Consider the following 21,062-nt stretch of genomic DNA (forward strand, 5'->3'; position numbering starts at 1 on the left):
TTATGATGCGCGCATCTTATGACAATCGTTTGACCGCCGCAAAACTTTTGCGAGGGAAATTGAGTGGGAGCAGAACCGTCGGTGCGGCGGCTGCTCCCGATCAAGCTGGACTACGGGTTACTTCAGGGATTCCAGCTTATCGATGTACTTCTGCATGGCTTCCTCGGAGGAGGTGCCCTTGACCTTTTCCCAGGCGTCGTACTTGGCGCGGCCGACAAAATCCATCATGCCCGGGCGTTTGCCACTGACATCACCTTCGGTGGCCTGCTTGTAGAGGGCATAGAACTCCAGCTTGAGTTCGTTGGAGGGTTTGAAGTCGCCCTCGGCGTTCTGGATGTAGTTGACGGCTTCGTCAAAGCGGGTTTTCAGGTCACTCATATGGCGGTTCCTTTTCTGGTGTTGAATCCGATATTCACGATGCGGAAGAGTATAGCCAGAGACAGTGTGACCGTCATTGGCCGATCGTTCCAATCCTTCGACGAATGGGGTATTGTCCGCATCCTTCTTTTAAGATAAACGGAGATGCCCCATGGCCGCCGCCAACAAACTGGCAAGCATTGTTGCCAAGATCAATCAGTTGCCGGAATTTGCCCGGCCCAAGGCTTTGTCGCTGTTTTTCGGCAAGGCGGTTCCGTTCACTGGTACCACCGGCATTCGCATTGAAGCCCTCGATCAGGAACGTTGCGTGATCTCCCTGAAGAACAAGCGCAGGGTCCAGAATCACATCAAGGGCGTACATGCCGTGGCTTCCCTGTTGTTGGCGGAATCCGCTACGGGCTTTCTCGTCGGTCTGAACGTGCCGGATGACAAGGTGCCCGTGATCAAAACCGCGCATGCCGAATACACCCGCCGTGCCAAAGGCGATATGAAGGTGGAGGCGTACCTTACCGCTGAGCAGCGTGAGCGTATGCTGACCGAAGAGAAGGGCGAAACCTCGGTGCCGGTGACCATCCACGACAGCGAAGGCCAGCAGCCGATCGAGATTGAAATGATCTGGGCCTGGACGCCAAAGCGTCGCTAGTTGCGATAGGTCATTGTTGTGAAAGGCCCCGGGATGTCGAATGGTTGGCAATTCTTTGCCCGGGGTCGAAATATTGCCAGAAGCTGGCCAATTTTTGCTTGAGTACCCGATTTATCCTGTGTAGAGTTCTGCCTGTAGCGTGCCAGGATGGTGCGCACAATGGACTGTAACACCGCAACTGAGTTTGCACATGGACCACAGGGAGCAAGCGCATGTCTTCAAAAGACGGTTCCGTCGCGCCGAAAGAGCGCATCAATATCAAGTATGTCCCCGCCACCGGTGATCAGCAGGCTGAAACAGAACTGCCGCTGAAGATGTTTGTCGTTGGTGACTTCAAGGGGCAAGCCGAAGAAACTCCGATCGAAGACCGTAAGGCGATTTCCGTCGACAAGAACAACTTCCGTTCTGTGATGTCGGAAGCCGGTCTCACCCTCTCCACCACGGTCACCAACAAGCTGGACGAAGAAGCCGAAGAATTGCCGGTTAACCTCGAGTTCCAGACGCTGGACGACTTTTCCCCGGATAGCATTTCCCGTCAGGTACCTGAGCTGAAGAAGCTGATTGAGCTTCGTGAAGCCCTGGTTGCCCTCAAGGGCCCGCTGGGTAACGTGCCATCGTTCCGATCCAAGCTGCAGGAACTGCTGGACAACGATGACGCCCGCGACAAACTCCTCCAGGAGCTTGAGCTGGCCACGGACGAAAGCGGCGAATAATCCGAACTCTTGATTCGAATTCTGCCATTGCTGGCAGGTTTCACTTTTCTATTAAAACGTACTGAAGGGATGTGGTATGTCTGATACTGCTGAGCAGCAATCTGCTGCCTCCGAAGCTGCTGCGGAAGGCTCACTGCTGGACCAGGTAATGGCCAACAGTCGCATGGCTCCCGCCGATGAAGGATACGATGTGGCGCGCCGCGGCGTGGCAACGTTTATCTCCAACCTGCTGAAACGCGACGAGAAAGGCCAGCCGGTCAACAAGGCACTGGTCGACCAGATGGTGGTCGAGCTGGATCGCAAGATCAGCGCCCAGATGGACGAAATCCTGCACGCGCCCAAGCTGCAGGAACTGGAGTCTTCCTGGCGCGGCCTGAAGCTGATGGTGGATCGCACGGATTTCCGCGAGAACATCAAGGTGGACATTCTTCACGCCACCAAAACCGAACTGCTGGAAGACTTCGAGTTCGCACCCGATGTCACCCAGACCGGTTTCTACAAGCACATCTACTCCACAGAGTACGGCCAGTTTGGCGGCGAGCCCGTGGGCGCAGTTGTCGGCAACTATGCCTTCACACCCTCCACGCCGGACATGAAGCTGCTGCAGTATGTGTCTTCCGTAGGCGCCATGGCCCACGCGCCGTTCCTCTCCTCCGTTGCGCCAACATTCTTCGGTGTCGACAGCTATCAGGAACTGCCGGCCATCAAGGAACTGAAAGCCGTCTTCGAAGGCCCGAAGTACGCCAAGTGGCGCTCCCTGCGTGAGTCGGAAGACGCTCGCTACCTGGGTCTGACATCACCGCGCTTCCTGCTGCGTGTGCCTTATGACCCCACTGAAAACCCGGTACGCAGCTTCAACTACAAGGAAGACGTGTCCGGTGATCATGAGCATTACCTGTGGGGCAACACCGCCTACCTGTTGGCGACACGCCTGACCGAAAGCTTCGCGAAGTACCGCTGGTGCCCGAACATCATCGGCCCGCAAAGCGGTGGTTCGGTGGAAGATCTTCCGGTTCACACGTTCGAATCCTTCGGCCAGCTGGAAGCCAAGATTCCGACCGAGGTGCTGATCACCGACCGTCGCGAATACGAAATGGCTGACGAAGGCTTCATCGCCCTGACCATGCGTAAGGGCAGTGACAACGCAGCGTTCTTCTCTGCCAACTCGGTACAGAAACCCAAGCAGTTCCCGAACACCAAGGAAGGCAAAGAAGCGGAAACCAACTACAAGCTGGGTACGCAACTGCCTTACATGATGATCGTGAACCGCCTGGCGCACTACATCAAGGTGCTGCAGCGTGAGCAGATTGGTTCCTGGAAAGAGCGTCAGGATCTTGAGCGTGAGCTGAACACCTGGATTCGCCAGTACGTGGCCGACCAGGAAAACCCGCCGGCGGATGTTCGCAGCCGTCGACCACTGCGCGCCGCCAAGGTGACCGTTTCCGATGTGGAAGGCGATCCGGGCTGGTACTCGGTATCCCTGGCAGTTCGTCCGCACTTCAAGTACATGGGTGCGAACTTCGAACTGTCACTCGTCGGCCGTCTGGACAAGGACTAATCCGTGTTCAGGAACACCGGTGCTGACGGTGTTCAGGCTTCGGGCGGCAGTCTGTTCGAGCGTTTGGAACAGGCTGCCGAACCTGCGGGGCAAAGCATGGGGGAAGTAACCCATGTGGTGGATTCCATCAAGCGCCACCTGGTTCGCCTGCTGAATGCCCATCCGGGCAACAGCGAGAGCGTACCGGACCTGGGGCTGGTGGATTTCAACGACGCCACGCTGGGTACCCATGATCTGAGCATTCGTATTCGAAGCGCTATACGGCAGTGTATTGAGAAGTTTGAACCCAGGGTGAGCCGGGTGGATGTGATGGCGATGCCCCAGGGGCCCGATCCATTGCAGTTGCGGTTTCAGGTGACGGTCTACCTGAAGGTGGGTTCGGAAGACGATAAAACGACCATTGATTTGTTATTGGATGACAAGCGCTATTACCGGGTGATTTAACGCCACGAAATAGCTTGAAGACACGGATGAGAGTGGGGGTGCAGTCAGGCTTCCAAAAGTGTGCGGAGCCATGGATGGCGGAGCCCAAGCGCCCATGGATTGGCTTGCAGCGTCTTTTGGAAGCCTGACTGCACCCCTGCTCGGAGTCAGAGGCGATGGCGATACCTTTTCTTCTGGGAAAAAGAACTCGCTTTGCTCGGACACCTTGTTCCCGGCAGAAAAGGTATCCCCATCCCCTCGGCCGAACTTTGGTGTAGTAGTCGTTATGAAGTTGAATCGATTTTACAGGGACGAACTGAGTTTTCTCAGGCTACAGGGCAGAGAGTTTGCGGATGCGCATCCTCAGCTGACCCGGTTTCTTTCTGAGCAGAGTACTGACCCGGATGTCGAACGGCTGCTGGAAGGCTTCGCCTTTTTGACCGGGAAGCTCCGTGAGAAGGTCGAGGACGAGTTTCCCGAGCTGACGCATTCCCTGCTAAACATGCTGTGGCCGAACTATCTGCGGCCAGTGCCCAGTTGCACCATCATGCGGTTTGATCCGCAGTTGCACGCCATCAGTGAGCGTCAGCGGGTGGATCGGCATACCGAGATCAAGAGCCGCCCGCTGGGAGACGCTACGCGTCAGACCCAGTGCCGGTTCCGTACCTGTCGGGCGGTGGACGTGTTTCCAGTCAGCGTGGCGGATGCTCACGCAGAGCACTCCCGGGAAGTGTCTTCTGTCACCGTCGACCTGGCGTTGCACACCGATCAGCCGTTGTCGTCCCTGGGGTTGGAGAATTTGCGTTTTTACCTGGGTGGCGAAAGCCATATTTCCGAGACGCTGTACCTGTGGCTGAACCATTACCTGCAGCGTATGGAACTGGTGGTGGGCGATTCGGTGTTTTCCATTTCGGCCAGCCAGTTGAAGCCCGTCGGGTTCGCTAACGACGAGGCGCTGTTGCCGTATCCGAAGAACGCCTATCCCGGCTACCGGATCCTACAGGAGTTCCTGAGTTTTCCTGAAGCCTTCCGGTTTGTGGATATTCAGGGCCTGAAGGCACGACTGCCGGCGGTGCAGGCGGATGAGATCAGCCTGCGGTTCCACTTCAGCCGGATTCTGCCGCCGGATGCCAAGATTCGTGCGGAGAATTTCCAGCTGTACTGCACGCCGGCCATCAATCTGTTCACCCACGAAGCAGACCCGGTGGACCTGAACGGGCGGCAGACGGAGTACCGGATTGCGCCGTCCAGCCGGTCGCCGGAGCACTACGAAGTATTCAGCATTGAGCAGGTGGAGGGCTGGCTGGAAGGCCGGTCCGGGCGCGGGGAGCCGCGGCTGTACACCGCGTTCGAGAGTTTTCAGCACGAGGTGGAGCGGGATCGTGGTCGTACCGCCCTGTACTACCGGGTTAAGGCCCGGGAGAGCGTTCGTGGGGATGGCTTTGACCACTACATATCCTTCGTGCGCGGTGACGAGTCCGAGTGCCTGAACCGGCAGGAAGCGGTATCGCTGACTCTGACCTGCACCAACCGTCAGTTACCGCATCAGCTGGCGGTGGGGGAGATCTGCATGGCGACAGAAACCACGCCGGCGTTCGCCTCATTCAGCAATATTACCCGGCCCACGCACACCCTGCGGCCGACGCTGGATGGCAGCCTGTTGTGGACACTGATCTCCAACCTGTCGCTGAACTACCTGTCGCTGCTGGATGTGGACGCCTTGCGCACAGTACTGCGGGTTTATGATTTTCGCGCCCTGGTGGATCGCCAGGCGGAGCGGGTATCCCAGAAGCGCCTGGCCGGCATTCTGGACATCGAAACCACGCCGGTGGACCGGATGGTGCGGGGCTTGCCGGTGCGGGGTATTCGCTCGGTGATGCGGCTGGATCAGCAGTCGTTCGCCTCGGAAGGCGATTTGTACCTGTTTGGTACGGTACTCAGCCAGTTTTTCGCACTTTACGCCAGTATTAACGCCTTTCACCAATTGGAAGTGGTGAATACAGACAATCAGGAACGGTACACATGGACGTTACAACAAGGGCAGCAGCCTCTGATGTAGCCGAGTTGCAACCCGTTCTGGGCAATGCACGGCGCTACAGCTTTTTCCAACTGGTGGATCTGATCCATCGTCACCACGGTGATGATCTGGAAAGATCCCAGGACGAGCAGCCACAGCGGGAGCGCATCCGCTTCTCGGCCTCGGCCGGCCTGGGTTTTCCCGGCAGTGATGTGGTATCGGCGGCGTCGCCGGAGCACGAGCACGCGCCCTATCAACTGGAAGTCAGTTTCCTGGGCTTGCATGGTTCTCAGTCGCCCCTGCCAGGCTATTACCTGGAGGACCTGGCCTGGGAGGCGGGGCAGAACCTGGGCATTCGTCGCCACTTCCTGGATTTCTTCAATCACCGGCTGGTGACGCTGTTTCATCGGGCGTGGCGCAAGTATCGCTATTACGTGCGGTTTCAGCCGGAGGCCTCTGACGGCTTCTCCGAGCATATTTTCTCCCTGGTGGGTCTCGGTGACCCGCAGGTCAGGGCGGCAACACCGGTTAACTGGTCGAAGATGCTGGCCTATGCCGGGATGATGGCGGGCCGTAGCCGTTCTCCGGAAGTGGTCAGCGGCATCATCGGTCATTGCTTTGATCTGGACGATGTCGGCATTGAGCAGTGGGTATTGCGTCGGGTGGAGATCCCGAAGGATCAGCAAACTCGGCTGGGGCAGGCCAACGCCGCCCTCGGTGAGGACACGCTGGTAGGCTCGGGCATTCGCGATCGCAGCGGCAAATTCATCCTGCGCATCCGCAACCTCGACCGACAGCGATTTGCGGATTTTCTGCCCAACGGCGACGACCACGACCGGCTGGTGAAGCTGGTGGAGTTTGTCACCCGGGAACAGCTGGCTTACGACCTGGAACTGCAGATGCGCCCGAGGGATGTAAAGCCAATGCAGTTGGGCGCGGATGTGCGGCTGGGCTGGAACTCGTTTGTCACCCCGGAAAAAGCCCGGAAGCTGCCAGCGGTGCGGTTGCAGATTCGCCGCTGAATTCTATGGATTGCTTAGCAGGTTAATAAAGGAAACCGGATATGGAACATCAACCAACCCATAACCTGAAACTGGTGGTCAGTAATCCCACCCAGGTTGCCAGCGGCCTGGCCCGGGAACACGTGTTCGGGATCAGCGGCGGCTCAATCGGCAGTGCCGGCAGTGATACCTGGCAGCTGTCTTCACACCGCACCGGTGCTGTTGGCGGCCATGCAGAAGTTCGGTTTATGGACGGCGTGTTCTGCCTCATTGACCGCAGCGGCCGCACCTATATCAACAGCGGCACCCAGCCAGTCGGCCGGGGCCGCCGGGCACGCCTGAAGAGTGGTGACACCATCACCATTGGTCGCTATCAGCTCAAGGCAGAGGTGCTTAGCGGCCAGCGCCAGGATGGCAACCTGCCGGAGGAAGCGGAGGACGCCACTCTGGTCAATGTCGATGAGGGCGAGCTGATGCGCGCCGAGGAGCGTGAACTGGAAACCGTTGGGGATGAACCGCTGCACGGTTTGCAGCCGGCGCCGGGTGAAACCTTCAGCGACGATCCCCTGCAGGCCTGGTCAGACCCCCGTGGCGAAAGCCAGCACGCTGATGTGGCCGAAAGCCGTGACCGGGAGTCCCTGCTGGCGGACAAGCCAGAGTGGTACGCCAGCGAGGGCGCTATAACCGACGAGTATCGCGAGAACCGTGACGTAGCCATGGGCTTGCCCATGCGAAAAGGAGAGGGTGACAGGATGTCAGAGACCACCAAGCCGGCCCGCCGCCGGGAGACCAGTGATCAGAGCCGCCAACACATCAGCGGTGCGCCGCTGTTGCGCGGCATGGATACCGATCTGGGCTTCGCCGACAGCGACGAAATGCGCCTGTTCCTGGAAGAGGCCGGGCAGACCCTGAAAGCCACCGTGGAAGGCCTGCTGGCCCTGCATCAGGGTGAGGACAGCCGCCATCAGGCTCTGCGCACCCGCTTGCAGCCCATTGAGGACAACCCGCTACGCCTGGGCGAAGACTACAACGAGACCGTGCAGACCCTGTTCGCCAGCCAGCGCAGTCCGGTTCATCTGTCCGCACCGGCGGCGGTCAGTGAGAGCCTGCAAAGCCTTCACCATCATCAGCTCGCTACCCAGACCGCTATTCGCGAGGGGCTGGATGCCATTCTCCACGCTTTCTCACCGGAGGCATTGCTGCGCCGGTTCCATGGTTATCGCCGGGGCCTGAAAACCGACGAAGATGAAAGTAACTGGGCATGGGAGATGTACCAACACTATTACCGGGAACTGAGTTCCAGTCGTCAGCAGGGTTTTGAGCGCCTTTTTCAGGAGGTGTTTGAACAGGCTTACGATCAACAACTGCGTCAATTACAGAGGGAGAACCTGTCGTGAAGTACTGCAAATGGAGTTTGCTGGTCGCCATTCTCGTTTTGGTGGGGTGTAGCACCCCCTACAACGCTGTTACCAAGACCGCCAAGGTGATGTGGGATCCGGACATCCCTGTGGGTTACCCGGATGAGCTGCCAAGCCGCGTGGACCTGACCATGTTGGCGGAGCCGGACGTGAACCCCAACGAATCCCTGGCGCCGACACCCATCGCCTTCCAGATCATCCAGATGCGGGACAGCTCGCGCCTGATGGCGGCAGATTTCGACCAGTTGCTGGGCGAACTGGAGCCGTCCCTGGGTCGCAACTATGTGGACCACAGCGATTACACCCTGGTGCCAGGGCAGTTCAAGTTCATTGAGCCGTTCGAAATCGCCGAGGATACGCGCTTTATCGGTGTGATCGCCTTCTACGCTTATCCCAACCTGTCTCAGTGGAAGAAGGTGGTGAAGGTGGATCCCATCGGTGGTCGTTACCACCTGCTGGTCAATCTGCGCGAGCGTGAAGTCAAACTCAGAAGGTCGGATGAGTCCTGATGTCTGCAACGAATCGAGTCGTCTGGAGTGATGGGCTGTTCATCAAGCCCCAGCACTTCCAGCAGCAACAACGTTACCTGGAACACCAGATCAACGAACGAGCCCTGGCGATTTCTGATTACCTGTACGGTTTCAGCGATCTGGAGCTGAACGCCGAATACCTGAGCTTTGGCCGGGTAGGCCTGGTACGGGCCAGCGGCCTGTTTCCGGACGGCACCCGTTTCTGCCTGCCCCAGGACGACGTGATGCCGGAACCCCTGGAGATCACTGATGCCTCCGTGGCCAACCAGGTGGTGTATCTGGCCCTGCCGCTGGGCAGCGAGAGCCTGGCGGAAGTGGAATGGCCGGAAGCCGCCATCGCTGGCCGTTTCCGGGCCCAGAGCGAGGAAGTCCGGGACCTGCATTCCATTGACGGAGACTCCCACACCATCGACGTGGCCCGGGTGGCCCCGAAACTGATGCTGGAACGGGACGATCGCAGTGCCTACGCGGCCCTGGCCATTGGCCGGATCCTGGAAAAGCGCCCGGACGGCAGCCTGGTGATGGACCCGAACTTCATCCCCACCATGCTCAGTGTGCGGGCAGCGCCCCGGCTTCAGCGTTTCGTCGGGGAAATGGCCGGGCTGATGCGCGAGCGGGCCAAGAACATTGCCGAGCGCGTGGGTGCCCCGGGGCAGGGTGGTGTCGCGGACGTGGCGGATTTCATGCTGTTGCAGATGCTTAATCGCGCTCATCCCCGTTTCCTGCATCTGGCGCGTTTGCGTCAGTTGCATCCGGAGCGGCTCTACGAGGCTTTGCTGGAGCTGTGCGGCGAACTGGTGACCTTTACCGATGAAAACCGCCTGCCCCAGGAATACACCGCGTACGATCACGACCTGCCGGAGGATTCCTTCACCCCGCTGATGCAGGTACTGAGGCAATCACTGAGCACGGTGCTGGAGCCGCGCGCGCTGGCTATCCAGCTGCAGCAACGCCAGTACGGCCTCACGGTGGCGCCGGTCCAGGATGCACAGTTGATCGGCCAGGCCGAGTTCATCCTGGCAGTGAAGGCGGACATGCCGCTGGACGATCTGCGCAAGCAGTTCACCCAGCAGTGCAAGGTGGCGTCGGTGGAGAAAATCCGCGATCTCATCAGCTTGCAATTGCCGGGGATTCCGCTGTCGGCCCTGCCGGTGGCGCCCCGTCAGTTGCCGTATCACGCCGGGTTCGTGTACTTCCGGTTGGACGACCAGAGCCAGGCCTGGCAGATGCTCGACAACGCCAGCGGCTTTGCGTTCCATGTGGCCGGCAGTTTCCCGGGAATGGAAATGCAGTTCTGGGCAATCAGGAGCTAAATCATGGCAGATGCACCGGTGATGGATTCACCCAATGGCAACACGGAAGCAGGTGGCAGTGCGTTTGATGACCTGATGTTCGCGGACAGTAACCGCGATGGTCGCGTGGGCGATCAGGGCTTCGGTAATGACCAGTTCCAGCTGCGGGGCCTGGAGGATAACCGGCTGATTGATGCCGCGACGCCCCTGCTGGGGCTGGTAATCCGGGTGCGTCGGCTGGCGGATTTCCACGGTGTGGAAAACCTGTACCAGCAGGTGGTCGACGAAGTGGCCGCCATTGATCGGGAACTGGTGGAGCAGGGCTACGAGCGGCCGACGGTGGTGGCCTATCGCTACGTACTCTGCGCCTTTATTGACGAAGCCGTGCTGGGCACCGACTGGGGTGCCCACAGCGTGTGGTCCCAGCATTCGTTGCTGTCCCGTTTCCACAACGAAACCTGGGGTGGCGAGAAGGTGTTCGCCATCACCGCCCGCATGGAGCAGGAACCGGAACGTTACCGCGACATGCTGGAGTTCATCTATCTGTGCCTGTGCCTGGGATTCGAGGGCCGCTACAAGGTAATGACCAACGGCCGGGACGAATACGAACAGATTATTCGTGGGCTGTATGAACAGATTCGCGGGTTGCGTCGCGACGAGGAACCGCAGCCCCTGACCCGCGCACTGGACAACGTAACCCCGGCTCGCAACCGGCTACGGACAGGCCTGCCCCTCTGGGGCATTGGCGGACTGTTTGTGGCGGCCATGGCCGGGGTATACACGCTTTACAACATAGCGCTGAACGAACGCATCAGGGATGTGCTCAGCGTACTGGAACAACTCCCGAAATAAGGAGATCACTGTGATTCGGGTAGAACTGCCGGCGCTGATTGGGCGCCTCAACGAGATTTGTCGCCAGGGAATGGAAAGCTCGGCGGCCCTGTGCATCAGCCGTCAGGGTGCGGAAATCACTCCGGCCCACCTGCTGTTCAAGCTGCTGGAAACACCGTTTACGGACGTGCGCCAGATTCTGGAAAGCACCGGTATTGACCACCACACCCTACAGCCGGTGGTGGGGGACAGCCTGAACGGCGAGCCTCAGTCCGCCGAGCCGTACCCGTCGTTCTCGCCGCTGTTGATCGAGCTGCTGCAGGACGCTTGGCTGATTGCCTCCACTGAACTGGGCCACACCGACCTGCGCTCCGGTGCCATCATGCTGGCACTGCTGATGAACGCAGACCGTTACCTGATGCCCCAGGTCAGTCAGCGTCTGAAAGACATCAACCGCGAACAGCTGCGCCGCCAGTTCGATTCCATGACCCGCGGGTCGGTCGAACAGCCTCGCGCTGAGGATGGCCCCAGTGCCGCCAATCAGGCGCAGGTGGACATGGACCCGCTCAAGCGCTACGCCACCGACTTCACCAAACTGGCCCGGGACAAGAAACTGGACCCAGTGGTGTGCCGAGACACCGAAATCGATCAGATGATCGACATTCTCTGCCGTCGTCGCAAGAACAACCCCATTGTTGTCGGCGATGCCGGCGTGGGCAAAAGCGCCGTTGTTGAAGGCCTGGCCCTGCGTATCGTCAGTGGCGATGTGCCGGAGCGCCTGACGGGCGTGGAACTGTGGACTCTGGACATGGGGGCACTGCAGGCCGGTGCGTCGGTGAAAGGCGAGTTCGAAAAACGCCTGAAAGGCGTGATTGAAGCGGTGAAAAGCTCCGCGACCCCCATCATTCTGTTTATCGACGAAGCCCACACCCTGATCGGCGCTGGCAACAGTGAAGGTGGCTCCGACGCCGCCAACCTGCTCAAACCGGCCCTGGCCCGTGGCGAGCTGCGGACCATCGCCGCCACCACCTGGCGCGAGTACAAGAAATACTTTGAGAAAGACCCGGCCCTGAGCCGCCGCTTCCAGCCCGTCGCGCTGGATGAGCCAACCCCGGCTCAAGCGGTCCACATCCTCCGTGGCTTGCGCACTGTCTACGAAAAGGCCCACCAGGTCCTGATCGCCGACAGCGCCCTGAAAGCCGCTGCCGACATGTCTGCCCGCTACCTCGCTGGCCGTCAGCTCCCGGACAAGGCCATCGACGTGCTGGACACCGCCTGTGCACGGGTCAGCCTCAACCTCAGCACGCCTCCGCGCCGCCTCAGCCACGTGCGCAGTGAACTGCACCAGTTGGGCATGGAGCAGGAACTGATGACCCGCGAACAGACACTCGGGCAGGCCATCGACCACCAACGTGAAAGTGAACTGGTGGAGCGCCTGGAAACCCTGCGAGAGGAAGCGGAAGAACTGGAACAGCGCTGGAACGACCAGCGGGAACTGGTGGCGCGTCTCGTCGACATTCGCGAGCAACTGCTGAGCGAGGACCCTGCCGAGACTGACGCGGATGTATCAGCGCAAGACGCCACGCCGGAAACCAGCGAAGAGCGCCCTGACCTGAAAAGCGAAGCCGCCGCCATTGAACAGGAACTGGAAGAGCTGCAGGCCGACGAGCCACTGGTACACGCCCGTGTCGATGCCCGCCAAGTGGCCGAAGTCATTGCCGACTGGACCGGTATTCCGGTCAACCGCATGACCGCCGACGAACTGGAAAAGATCACCCGCCTGCCGGAGTATCTGCAATCGCATATCAAAGGCCAGGACACTGCCATTGGTGCACTGCACCAGCACCTGCTCACCGCCCGCGCCGACCTGCGTCGCCCGGGTCGCCCAATGGGCGCCTTCCTGCTGGCCGGCCCCAGTGGTGTGGGTAAAACCGAAACCGTGGTGCAACTGGCCGAACTGCTCTACGGCGGCCGCCAGTTCCTCACCACCATCAACATGTCCGAATACCAGGAGAAACACACCGTCTCCCGCCTGATCGGTTCACCCCCTGGCTACGTGGGCTTCGGCGAAGGCGGCATCCTCACCGAAGCCATCCGCCAGAAACCCTATTCGGTTGTGCTGCTCGACGAAGTCGAAAAAGCCCACCCGGAAGTCCTTAACCTGTTCTACCAGGCTTTCGACAAAGGCGAACTGGCCGACGGCGAAGGCCGCCTAATTGACTGCAAGAACGTGGTGTTCTTCCTCACCTCAAACCTGGGCTACCAGACCATCGTCAAGCACGCGGACGAGCCCGAAAAAATCGAGGAAGCGCTCTACCCGGAACTGGCGGACTTCTTCAAACCGGCATTGCTGGCACGTATGGAAGTCGTGCCCTACCTGCCGTTGGGCGAAGAAACCCTCAACCGCATCGTCGGCGACAAACTCGACCGCCTGGCCACCCAGATCGGCGACCGGTACCACACCAATGTGGAACTGGAAGACGGCCTGGTGGAAGCCATCCGCAGCCGTGCGACACGCAGTGAAAACGGCGCGAGGATGCTGGAGTCGATTATTGAAGGTGAACTGTTGCCGCCGGTATCGCTGGCGTTGCTGGAGAAGCTGGCTGCTCGGGAGCCAGTTACCAAAGTGACGCTTGGCGTTGAAGGCAACAAGTTCACAGGTACCGTTACCTAAGGCAACTGCAAAGTAGCGGGCCGTGCGGATTCACTTTCCGAAACCGTGCGGAGCCATGGATGGCGGAGCCGAGCGTACAGGGATGTATTCACAGCGTGTTTCGGAAAGTGAATCTGCACGGTTCGCGGTCCTTAAGGGACAAGGAAAAGGGATAAAAAGAATGGGACGGATGCAGACGGAGTTGCACACCGGCATAGACCTGGCGGTTGAACTGCTCCGGCAGGACAACCTGCCAACCCTGCTGAAAGTCGCCTCACGGCAACTCGAAAACACCTTCGGCCTCACCCGCTGCTGGTCGCTCGAACTCGACCTCAGCGGCCGCACGCTCCATTGCGCGGCACTGGGCGAGCAGGGCGAATTCGACTGCGGTGACTTCAGCCACCCCTTTGCCCACCTGCTGCAACAGGGCAAACCCAGGGAATTGTCACGGGCCGCGAGCTACCGTCTGGATCATCCGGGCTTCCAGGCCCTGGTCGACGCCAGCAACCGGCCCCGCTCATTCTGGCTGGAACCCATCAAAGGCGAAGACGGCCGCACTCTTGGCATCCTCGTGCTGTGTAATGAAGAACCCGAATGGGACGGCATCACCGCCCAGCCACTGTACCGCGGTTTGTTAACCCTGCTGTCTCACCAATGGGTCAGCCAGCTCAAGACCAGCGACCAAGTCTGGCAGCGGCGCATGCTCAAGCGCTCCCTCGACCACCTCCACGACGCAGAAGCCGTACGCCAGCGCTGTGAAGAGTTGGCGACCACTCTGGTTGGCAACTCCAAAGGCATGACCGACCTTCGCGCCCAAATTGTCCGGGCCGCAGGCAGCCAGCTCTCGGTTCTGGTGCAGGGTGAAACCGGCTGCGGCAAGGATCTCGTAGCCCAGGGCATTCACCGGTTTTCGGATCGGGCCGAAGGGCCCTTGGTGGTGGTCAATTGCGCCGCCATCCCGGACTCGTTGCTGGAAAGCGAACTTTTTGGCCATACCAAGGGTGCGTTTTCCGGTGCCGACCGAGCCAAGGAAGGTCTGCTGGCGCAAGCGGATGGCGGCACCCTGTTCCTGGATGAGATCGGCGACATGCCCATGGCTCTGCAGTCCAAACTGTTGCGGGTGCTGGAAAGCCGACGCTTCCGCCCACTCGGAGCTCAGCAGGAACAACACTCTGATTTTCGACTGGTCGCGGCCACCCATCAGCCACTGAGTGACTGCATCGAAGAGGGCCGGTTCCGCCGCGACCTGTTCTACCGGCTCAGCCAGTTCCCGTTGCGGGTCAAGCCATTGCGGGAGCGCCCGGAAGATCTGGAGCCCCTGTGCCGGCATTTCATCCGTGAGTACACGGCCCGCGAGGGCGCCGGCCCACTGGGTATCAGCAGCCATGCCTTGGGCATGCTGGCGGCATATAACTTTCCCGGCAATGCCCGGGAACTGAGGAACATTGTTGAGTTTGCCTGCCTGCAAACCCCGGTGGGTGACGATATCCAGCCGGAAGTACTGCGCCTGGACGACCTGTTTCCGAGCCAGGAAACCTGTGTGGCCAGTGACCTTCAGGGAACTGTCGTACCGGGCATGCCCCAGGCGGATGAAGTGGACGACCTTCGGGCTGCGGCCCAGGCGTTCGAGGCAGCCATCATTCGTGAACGCCTGCGCCAGTACGGTGGCAACCGTGCCCAGGCAGCGGAAAGCCTGGGGCTGCCCAAGCGCACCCTGGCCCATAAATGTCTGAAGTATCAGGTGACAGAAGCGTGAACCCAAGTATTCGACGTAACAGCCTCCTTGCCATTGTGCTCTGTGCCCTTGGTACGACTATGTCTCTGGCCGCCAATGCGCAGGGCAATCCCCAGGTGGCGGAGGCCATGGCGTGTACCGAAGAGAGCCAGCGCCTGGAACGGTTGGCGTGTTTTGACGAGGTGTTTGGTACCCCGTTTTCAGTGGCGGTTGAAGACGCCATCGTTGGCAACCAGCCCGAGCGCTGGCGCCAGGCCTTTGCTCAGGAACAGCGCCGCCGCCCGGGTGACGGCCCGCTGTATCGCAATACTTCGGAGCTGGCAGGACATCTGCTGACGCTCAGTGCCCTTGGGGTCAAACCGCCGAGGCCGCTGCTGGCGGTGCAGTGTCACAACAACATCACCGAACTGACGTTGATGATGCCGGAGGCAGTGAAAGAGGAACGGGTCACCGTCGATTTTGGCCAGGGCCGTCAGATCTGGCGGGTCCGGGACGACGGTTTCGTGATCAGTGGTGGTCGGGGGCTGCCCGCCATCCGAACCGTGCGAAACATGGCGGCCGCGTCCGGAGTGACTGTGGCGTCGTCCAGTGGCGTCGTCGACGGGTTGATGTTCGACCTGACCGGGTTTCGGGAAACCCTTGAGCCACTGCGGGAAGCGTGTGGCTGGTAGTGATCTTTATCAAGAATGTGTAGTGCCATTTGCAAAGACAGGGATTGGACATGCAGGCAGTAGAGCAGCATCCATACGTTGAACAGGTGTTGAATAGGCTTTCCGGTGAGAGCGCCACGGGTGAAAACCTGATGGACGACCCCACCATGGAATACCTTGAGAACGAAATCATGAAAGTGGGCTCGCTGGCCCACACCGGTGTTGAATGGGGCAAGGTGGAGAGTGAATCGCTTCGCTTGCTGTCAGACACCAGTAAAGATCTCAAGGTGCTGGGATTTCTTCTGCTGTGCCTGCAGCGTGGCGGCAACGGTGAACGGTTTGCGCTGTCGCTGTACCTGTTGCACCGGGTACTGGACAGTTGGTGGCACGATGCCTGGCCTTATCCGGGCGACAAGGGCAAACGCGCCCGCAAAATGCTGATGACCCAGATTCTGCAACGAGCCCTCAAGGAAGTGTCGGCACTGAGCTTCGACGGCGGCGTGGGCGATGGCCGGGAATTCTGCCTGACCACGCTCGCCAAGCTGCTGGAACAGGCGAGTGCACTGGAGCTGCCGGATGACGGCCTGGTCGACTTGCGTCGGGCCGTGGAAAAACTGCCATCGCCTTCCGATACGCCCAGGCCGTCGGAAGCCACCGATAATACCGAAACCACGGGTACGTCATCGGCCGGCTCCTCTTCGCCGCAAGCCAGCAGCACCTCTTCCGCGTCTCTGGGCAGCCTGACCCTGGACCCTGCCAATGAGCGGGCCACCCGCCAGAGCCTGCTTAAAGTGGCGGATATGCTGACCGAAACCACGCCCGCCGATGCATTGGGCTATCAGCTCCGCCGTTACGCCATCTGGCAGACCATTACTTCGGTTCCACCAGCACGCGACGGCATCAAGAGCGATCTGGCGGCGGTCAGCGCCGACAGGGTGGCTGACTATCGCGAGAGCCTGTCCAAATCCCCGGATCTGGCACTTTGGCAACGCATTGAGCAAAGCCTGTCGGTCAGTCCGTTCTGGCTGGAGGGCCACTGGTTAAGCGCACAAGTGGCGTCTTCGTTGGGGCATGAGACCTGTGCCGAAGCTATCCGCACGGCGGTCAAAGCCTTCGTTGAGCGGTTGCCAGAGTTGGCGGACATGACCTTTAACGACGGCACGCCTTTTCTGCCCAAAGCGGTAGCCGACTGGATGCTCAGCGGCCCGGCGAAAGGTGGCGCCGCAGGCGGCGCGAGTGCATGGGAACAGGCTTACGAGGATGCCCGGGCAGTGATGGATCAGAAGGGTCTGGCGCCGGCCATGAAGCTGCTGGAAGAAGGCCTGGATTCCGCCCGCGAGCCCCGTGACCGATTCTACTGGCGGCTGATGAGCAGCCAGTTGATGAAAGACAGCGGTATGAAAAGCCTGGCGAAACAACAGGTGCAGGATCTGCGTGAGCAGACCCGTGGGATGAATCTTGAAGACTGGGAGCCCGGCCTGGTGGCCAGGCTGGACAGACTCGCATAACAACTGACGGATCAAATTGACAGGAATGGACACCATGTGGAGACAAGCCCTACTCATTGGACGACGGATACTGCCCTTTGTGCGCAGTGCGGCGCCGATTACCCTGGCGCTGGGTGTGGTGGTACTGCTGGCCGCAACCTGGTGGTTGGGCCCGCGCCTGGAAATCGGCGGTGAATACCCGTTGGCAGCCTGGCAGATGCGTGCCCTGGTGACGCTGGTGGTGGTACTGCTGGTGGCCATGGTCTGGGGCATGATGCTGGCGCGCAAGCTGCGTAAAGTGAACGTCGCCAAGGCGGAAGAGCAGAAGGAAGAGGAAGATCCCATCCTGCCGCTGGAACGGCGTCAGCAGCGCCTGCTTGATCGCCGCCTGACGGAACTCAAGAGCAACCTGCCGGGCCGAAAGGGTGTCTATCGTTTGCCCTGGTACCTGGTGATGGGCCTGGAAGACGCTGGTAAAACCAGCCTCATCCAGCGCTCAGGGCAGACATACACCCTCACCAACGTCACCCGCAATCCTCGCACCGAGCGTAACCCTTTCGGTTTTGAATGGTGGGTGGGCGACAACGGTGTACTGATTGACCCGGACGGCGAACTGCTGAGCCAGAATGACGGTGAAGGCGCCAGTAGCGAAATTCAGCAGCGGCTGTGGACCCACTTCATCACCTGGCTGGAAAAGAACCGCCCCCAGCGCCCCTTGAATGGCATTGTGCTGGCGGTTGATCTTGCCCGTCTGAGCACTGGCAATGAACAGCAGCGCCAGGCCCAGGCCATCCTGCTCCGTACCCGGCTGCGGGAACTGATGGAGCAGTTGGGCTCCCAGTTGCCGGTGTACATCAGCTTTACCAAAATGGACCTGCTCTACGGGTTTGCGCCATTTGCCCGCACACTCTCCAAAGCCGAGCGTGAGCAGCCCCTGGGCTTTACCTTCCAGTTGGACGGCCAACTGGATGCCGACGACTGGCTGGGCGAATTTGACCAAAGCTTCAGCAAACTCGCGGAGCAACTCGGTGAGCGGCTTCCGGACGTGCTGTCTGCCACAAGGGATGCTGAAGAGCGTGCCGCTGCTTATTCCTTTACCCGTCAGTTGGCCGGCCTGAAGCCAGTGCTTGAGCAGTTCCTGGCAGACCTGCTTTCTGCGGATGCCTTTTCAACGCCGGCCCTGGTGCGAGGCACCTACTTCACCTCCGTGGTTCAGGAAGGCGTGCCGGAAGATGCGTTTGTCTCAGCCGCTGCCGCGAATTATGGGCTTGCCAGCCCGATACAGCCGGCTCAGCGTGGTGGGCAGTCCTCAAGCCTGTTCACCGAAAAGCTGTTTCCCAACATTATCTATCGCGAAGCGGGCCTGGCTGGTGACAACCAGAAAGTGGTTGGTAGTCGGCGTCGCCGCATTGCTGTCGCGGCCGTCGTGGCCGTTGCCGCCGGCCTGGGTATGACCGCCGGATGGCAGCACTACTTTATCGAAAATGCCCAGGCCGCTACCGCGGTGGAGGAGCGGGTACGCAGTTTTATCGATAACTGGCGCCCCATCGGCTACGAACCTGATACCACTGGCCGCAATTTGCTGGAGCCTCTGGACCAGCTGCGGGAAGCCACCCTGGCGTTTGGTGATTACCGGGCGGAACCGGCTGTCGTGGCGGATATGGGCCTGTATAAAGGCCACAAGGTTGGTCCGGAAGTGGAAGAATCCTACCTGGACATGCTGGCCTACCAGTTCATGCCCGCGCTGATGCTGGGCGTGATGGAAGAGATGAGCGATGCCCCGGACACCAGCTCTGAGCGCCTCGACCACTTGCGTGTATTGCGGATGCTCTACGATGCCAGTGGCCGCCGCCGGGACATTGTTCACAGCTACATGAGCGATTATTGGCAACGCGCCTACCCGGCGCAGCGGGATCTGCAACAACGGCTGCTCAGCCACCTGGACTATGCGATGCTGCACACGGACCTGAACCAGAGGGTGGAAGCGGGTGACAAGACCGCGGACATGGCCCTGGCCCCCTTCCGCAGCAGTGTTCAATGGGCTCAGCACGAGCTCGGCCGCATTGCGACTCCGGACCGGGTTTATCGGGATCTGGAGAAAGAAGCGGAGCAGAACTTCCGCTCACCGCTGGATCTGGCCCGGGAGTCCGGACCGGCCTTCAGCACCGTGTTCGTACGCCTGGATGAGTTCGGCGAACCTCTTGATGAGGAGAACACCGAACAGGAAGATCCGGTGGTGATTCCATCACTGTTGACCCGTGAGGGCCTGGATTCCTGGTTCCTGCGCAAATCCGGCTCGGTGACGGAACTGGCTCTGGTTGATGCCTGGGTATTGGGCCGTCGGGACGATGTGAACTTCAGCAAGGCGGATGAAGCGCGGCTGCAGGCGCAACTGCAATCCCTGTACGCGGAAAACTACGTGGCGAGCTGGCGTCGGGCGCTGAGCCGGCTGGACATCCAGAGCTTCAGCGACCTTAACCATGGTGTGCGTATTCTGGAAAGCCTGACCAGCGGTCACGAGCCGTTGAATCAGTTGCTGGCGCAGGTTACCGCCAATACCCGATTGATTCCCGGTGGTAGTGAAGAAGCCGAAGCGGCCCGCAAAGTGATGGAGCAGTCCGCCCACTTCCAAATGGTTCAGGAAATTGAACGACAGTTCACCGACCTGAACGCATTGATCGACAAACGGGGTGACAACCCCAGCGATATGGAACAGGTGATGGACGTGGTTCAGAACCTGCACACCTATCTGCGTGGCATCCAGGAAGCACCGGATCGTGGCAAGGCTGCGCTTTCCGCCGCCCGTGCCCGGATGGGCCTGCAAGGCGCGGACCCGATCTTCACCCTGCAACGGGTAGCCTCAAATCAGCCGGCACCGCTGGACCGTATGCTTGAGAAGCTGGCATCGGAAAGCTGGCGCGTGGTGCTGGATCAGGCTGTGGCGCAGCTGGAACGCCAGTGGTACCAGGAAGTCTACCAGCCGTTCCAGCAGAGTCTGGCCAGGCATTACCCGTTCAATCCGGGCGCCGGCCGCGACGCCGCACTGCAAGATTTCGAGCGCTTCTTTGCGCCGGACGGTGTGCTGGACCAGTTTTACAACGACAATCTGAAGCTGTTTCTGGAAGACCATCCGGAACACATTGCCGGTTCCAAGCGCGCCAGCCTGGTTCGTCGTGATGTGCTGGCCTCGCTGGAGAAGGCTGAGAATATCCGCCGTGCCTTCTTCACGCGAAGCGGCTCATTGGATGTCGAGTTTGCACTGGAGCCGTTGCACCTGTCTTCCAACAAGCGCCGCAGCGTGATGAACGTGGACGGGCAACTGGTCGAATTCAGCCACGGCCCCAGCCAGAGCATTCCGCTGGTGTGGCCCAATACACTGAGGGATTCGGTTGAGAGCCGGGTGACCCTGGTGCCCACGGAAGTGAACCGCTCGCCACGCAGTATTTCGGAAAACGGCCCCTGGGCGTTGTTTCGCCTGCTGGACGAAGCCGACATCACCGGCGTGAGCAGCAGTGCCGTGGATGTGCGGTTTGCGTTGGACGATGGCGAGATGCGTTATCGCCTGCATGCGGGCAGTAATACCAACCCGTTCACACAGCAGTTGCTGGCGGGGTACCAGATACCACGCAGTCTGTATTAGACTATGCACCAGAGCCAATACGGAAACAGGACGTTTTCCGTATTGGCGGTTCAGGATTTTACTGCTTCAAGGATCGAAGACATGCCCCAGGCA

16 protein-coding genes are annotated in these 21,062 nt (G+C 60.0%); 15 read left to right on the plus strand and 1 reads right to left on the minus strand.

Annotation, left to right across the window (positions count from 1 at the left end; all coding sequences use genetic code 11):
• Positions 1-117: 117 nt before the first annotated feature.
• Positions 118-378 carry an acyl-CoA-binding protein gene (locus B3M52_RS09360; RefSeq protein ID WP_036211260.1) on the minus strand — a complete coding sequence of 87 codons (261 nt, stop codon included), beginning with the start codon at positions 376-378 and terminating at the stop codon, positions 118-120.
• Positions 379-529: 151 nt separating this feature from the next.
• Between B3M52_RS09360 and B3M52_RS09365 the strand changes: the two genes are divergently transcribed.
• From B3M52_RS09365 to tssM, 15 genes are all read left to right on the plus strand, one after another.
• Positions 530-1,021: a DUF4442 domain-containing protein gene (locus B3M52_RS09365; protein ID WP_041333055.1), complete on the plus strand. Its 492-nt coding sequence runs from the start codon at positions 530-532 to the stop codon at positions 1,019-1,021.
• A 212-nt stretch (positions 1,022-1,233) separates the two neighbouring features.
• On the plus strand, positions 1,234-1,734 hold the full coding sequence (gene tssB, locus B3M52_RS09370; protein ID WP_036211254.1) for a type VI secretion system contractile sheath small subunit: 501 nt from the start codon (positions 1,234-1,236) through the stop codon (positions 1,732-1,734).
• Positions 1,735-1,810: 76 nt separating this feature from the next.
• Positions 1,811-3,292, plus strand: a complete 1,482-nt coding sequence (gene tssC, locus B3M52_RS09375; protein ID WP_075195793.1) for a type VI secretion system contractile sheath large subunit — start codon at positions 1,811-1,813, stop codon at positions 3,290-3,292.
• A 3-nt stretch (positions 3,293-3,295) separates the two neighbouring features.
• Complete coding sequence (gene tssE / locus B3M52_RS09380) at positions 3,296-3,736, plus strand: type VI secretion system baseplate subunit TssE (protein WP_036211248.1); 441 nt, start codon at positions 3,296-3,298, stop codon at positions 3,734-3,736.
• A 265-nt stretch (positions 3,737-4,001) separates the two neighbouring features.
• Positions 4,002-5,774, plus strand: a complete 1,773-nt coding sequence (gene tssF, locus B3M52_RS09385) for a type VI secretion system baseplate subunit TssF (RefSeq protein ID WP_075195792.1) — start codon at positions 4,002-4,004, stop codon at positions 5,772-5,774.
• Complete coding sequence (tssG, locus tag B3M52_RS09390; RefSeq protein WP_036211243.1) at positions 5,738-6,754, plus strand: type VI secretion system baseplate subunit TssG; 1,017 nt, start codon at positions 5,738-5,740, stop codon at positions 6,752-6,754. Before tssF ends, tssG begins: the two co-directional genes overlap by 37 nt.
• Before the next feature lie 41 nt (positions 6,755-6,795).
• Positions 6,796-8,130, plus strand: coding sequence for a type VI secretion system-associated FHA domain protein TagH (gene tagH / locus B3M52_RS09395; RefSeq protein ID WP_075195791.1), 1,335 nt, complete (start codon positions 6,796-6,798; stop codon positions 8,128-8,130).
• On the plus strand, positions 8,127-8,660 hold the full coding sequence (gene tssJ, locus B3M52_RS09400; protein ID WP_036211239.1) for a type VI secretion system lipoprotein TssJ: 534 nt from the start codon (positions 8,127-8,129) through the stop codon (positions 8,658-8,660). Before tagH ends, tssJ begins: the two co-directional genes overlap by 4 nt.
• On the plus strand, positions 8,660-9,994 hold the full coding sequence (gene tssK / locus B3M52_RS09405) for a type VI secretion system baseplate subunit TssK (RefSeq protein ID WP_075195790.1): 1,335 nt from the start codon (positions 8,660-8,662) through the stop codon (positions 9,992-9,994). Before tssJ ends, tssK begins: the two co-directional genes overlap by 1 nt.
• 3 nt (positions 9,995-9,997) lie before the next feature.
• Complete coding sequence (gene icmH, locus B3M52_RS09410; protein ID WP_036211235.1) at positions 9,998-10,825, plus strand: type IVB secretion system protein IcmH/DotU; 828 nt, start codon at positions 9,998-10,000, stop codon at positions 10,823-10,825.
• A gap of 10 nt (positions 10,826-10,835) precedes the next feature.
• Positions 10,836-13,478, plus strand: coding sequence for a type VI secretion system ATPase TssH (gene tssH, locus B3M52_RS09415; protein WP_075195789.1), 2,643 nt, complete (start codon positions 10,836-10,838; stop codon positions 13,476-13,478).
• Between the two features lie 169 nt (positions 13,479-13,647).
• Positions 13,648-15,213: a sigma-54-dependent Fis family transcriptional regulator gene (locus B3M52_RS09420; protein ID WP_075195788.1), complete on the plus strand. Its 1,566-nt coding sequence runs from the start codon at positions 13,648-13,650 to the stop codon at positions 15,211-15,213.
• On the plus strand, positions 15,210-15,863 hold the full coding sequence (vasI, locus tag B3M52_RS09425) for a type VI secretion system-associated protein VasI (protein ID WP_083637221.1): 654 nt from the start codon (positions 15,210-15,212) through the stop codon (positions 15,861-15,863). Before B3M52_RS09420 ends, vasI begins: the two co-directional genes overlap by 4 nt.
• Before the next feature lie 50 nt (positions 15,864-15,913).
• On the plus strand, positions 15,914-17,350 hold the full coding sequence (gene tssA / locus B3M52_RS09430; protein WP_036211224.1) for a type VI secretion system protein TssA: 1,437 nt from the start codon (positions 15,914-15,916) through the stop codon (positions 17,348-17,350).
• A 34-nt stretch (positions 17,351-17,384) separates the two neighbouring features.
• A complete protein-coding gene (gene tssM / locus B3M52_RS09435; protein WP_083637220.1) occupies positions 17,385-20,969 on the plus strand; it encodes a type VI secretion system membrane subunit TssM in 3,585 nt (1,194 codons plus the stop codon).
• The last annotated feature ends 93 nt before the right edge of the window (positions 20,970-21,062 follow it).

Origin of the sequence: Marinobacter sp. UBA2688 (assembly GCF_002352785.1) — a bacterium.
GTDB lineage: Bacteria > Pseudomonadota > Gammaproteobacteria > Pseudomonadales > Oleiphilaceae > Marinobacter > Marinobacter salarius.

What these genes read in the sequence shown, in the direction of transcription:
- B3M52_RS09420 (WP_075195788.1), top strand. Translation starts at nt 13,648, where the DNA reads ATGCAGACGGAGTTGCACACCGGCATAGACCTGGCGGTTGAACTGCTC.
- tssA (WP_036211224.1), top strand. Translation starts at nt 15,914, where the DNA reads ATGCAGGCAGTAGAGCAGCATCCATACGTTGAACAGGTGTTGAATAGG.
- tssK (WP_075195790.1), top strand. Translation starts at nt 8,660, where the DNA reads ATGTCTGCAACGAATCGAGTCGTCTGGAGTGATGGGCTGTTCATCAAG.
- tssC (WP_075195793.1), top strand. Translation starts at nt 1,811, where the DNA reads ATGTCTGATACTGCTGAGCAGCAATCTGCTGCCTCCGAAGCTGCTGCG.
- tagH (WP_075195791.1), top strand. Translation starts at nt 6,796, where the DNA reads ATGGAACATCAACCAACCCATAACCTGAAACTGGTGGTCAGTAATCCC.
- tssM (WP_083637220.1), top strand. Translation starts at nt 17,385, where the DNA reads ATGTGGAGACAAGCCCTACTCATTGGACGACGGATACTGCCCTTTGTG.
- tssB (WP_036211254.1), top strand. Translation starts at nt 1,234, where the DNA reads ATGTCTTCAAAAGACGGTTCCGTCGCGCCGAAAGAGCGCATCAATATC.
- B3M52_RS09365 (WP_041333055.1), top strand. Translation starts at nt 530, where the DNA reads ATGGCCGCCGCCAACAAACTGGCAAGCATTGTTGCCAAGATCAATCAG.
- tssF (WP_075195792.1), top strand. Translation starts at nt 4,002, where the DNA reads ATGAAGTTGAATCGATTTTACAGGGACGAACTGAGTTTTCTCAGGCTA.
- icmH (WP_036211235.1), top strand. Translation starts at nt 9,998, where the DNA reads ATGGCAGATGCACCGGTGATGGATTCACCCAATGGCAACACGGAAGCA.
- tssG (WP_036211243.1), top strand. Translation starts at nt 5,738, where the DNA reads ATGGACGTTACAACAAGGGCAGCAGCCTCTGATGTAGCCGAGTTGCAA.
- B3M52_RS09360 (WP_036211260.1), bottom strand. Translation starts at nt 378, where the DNA reads ATGAGTGACCTGAAAACCCGCTTTGACGAAGCCGTCAACTACATCCAG.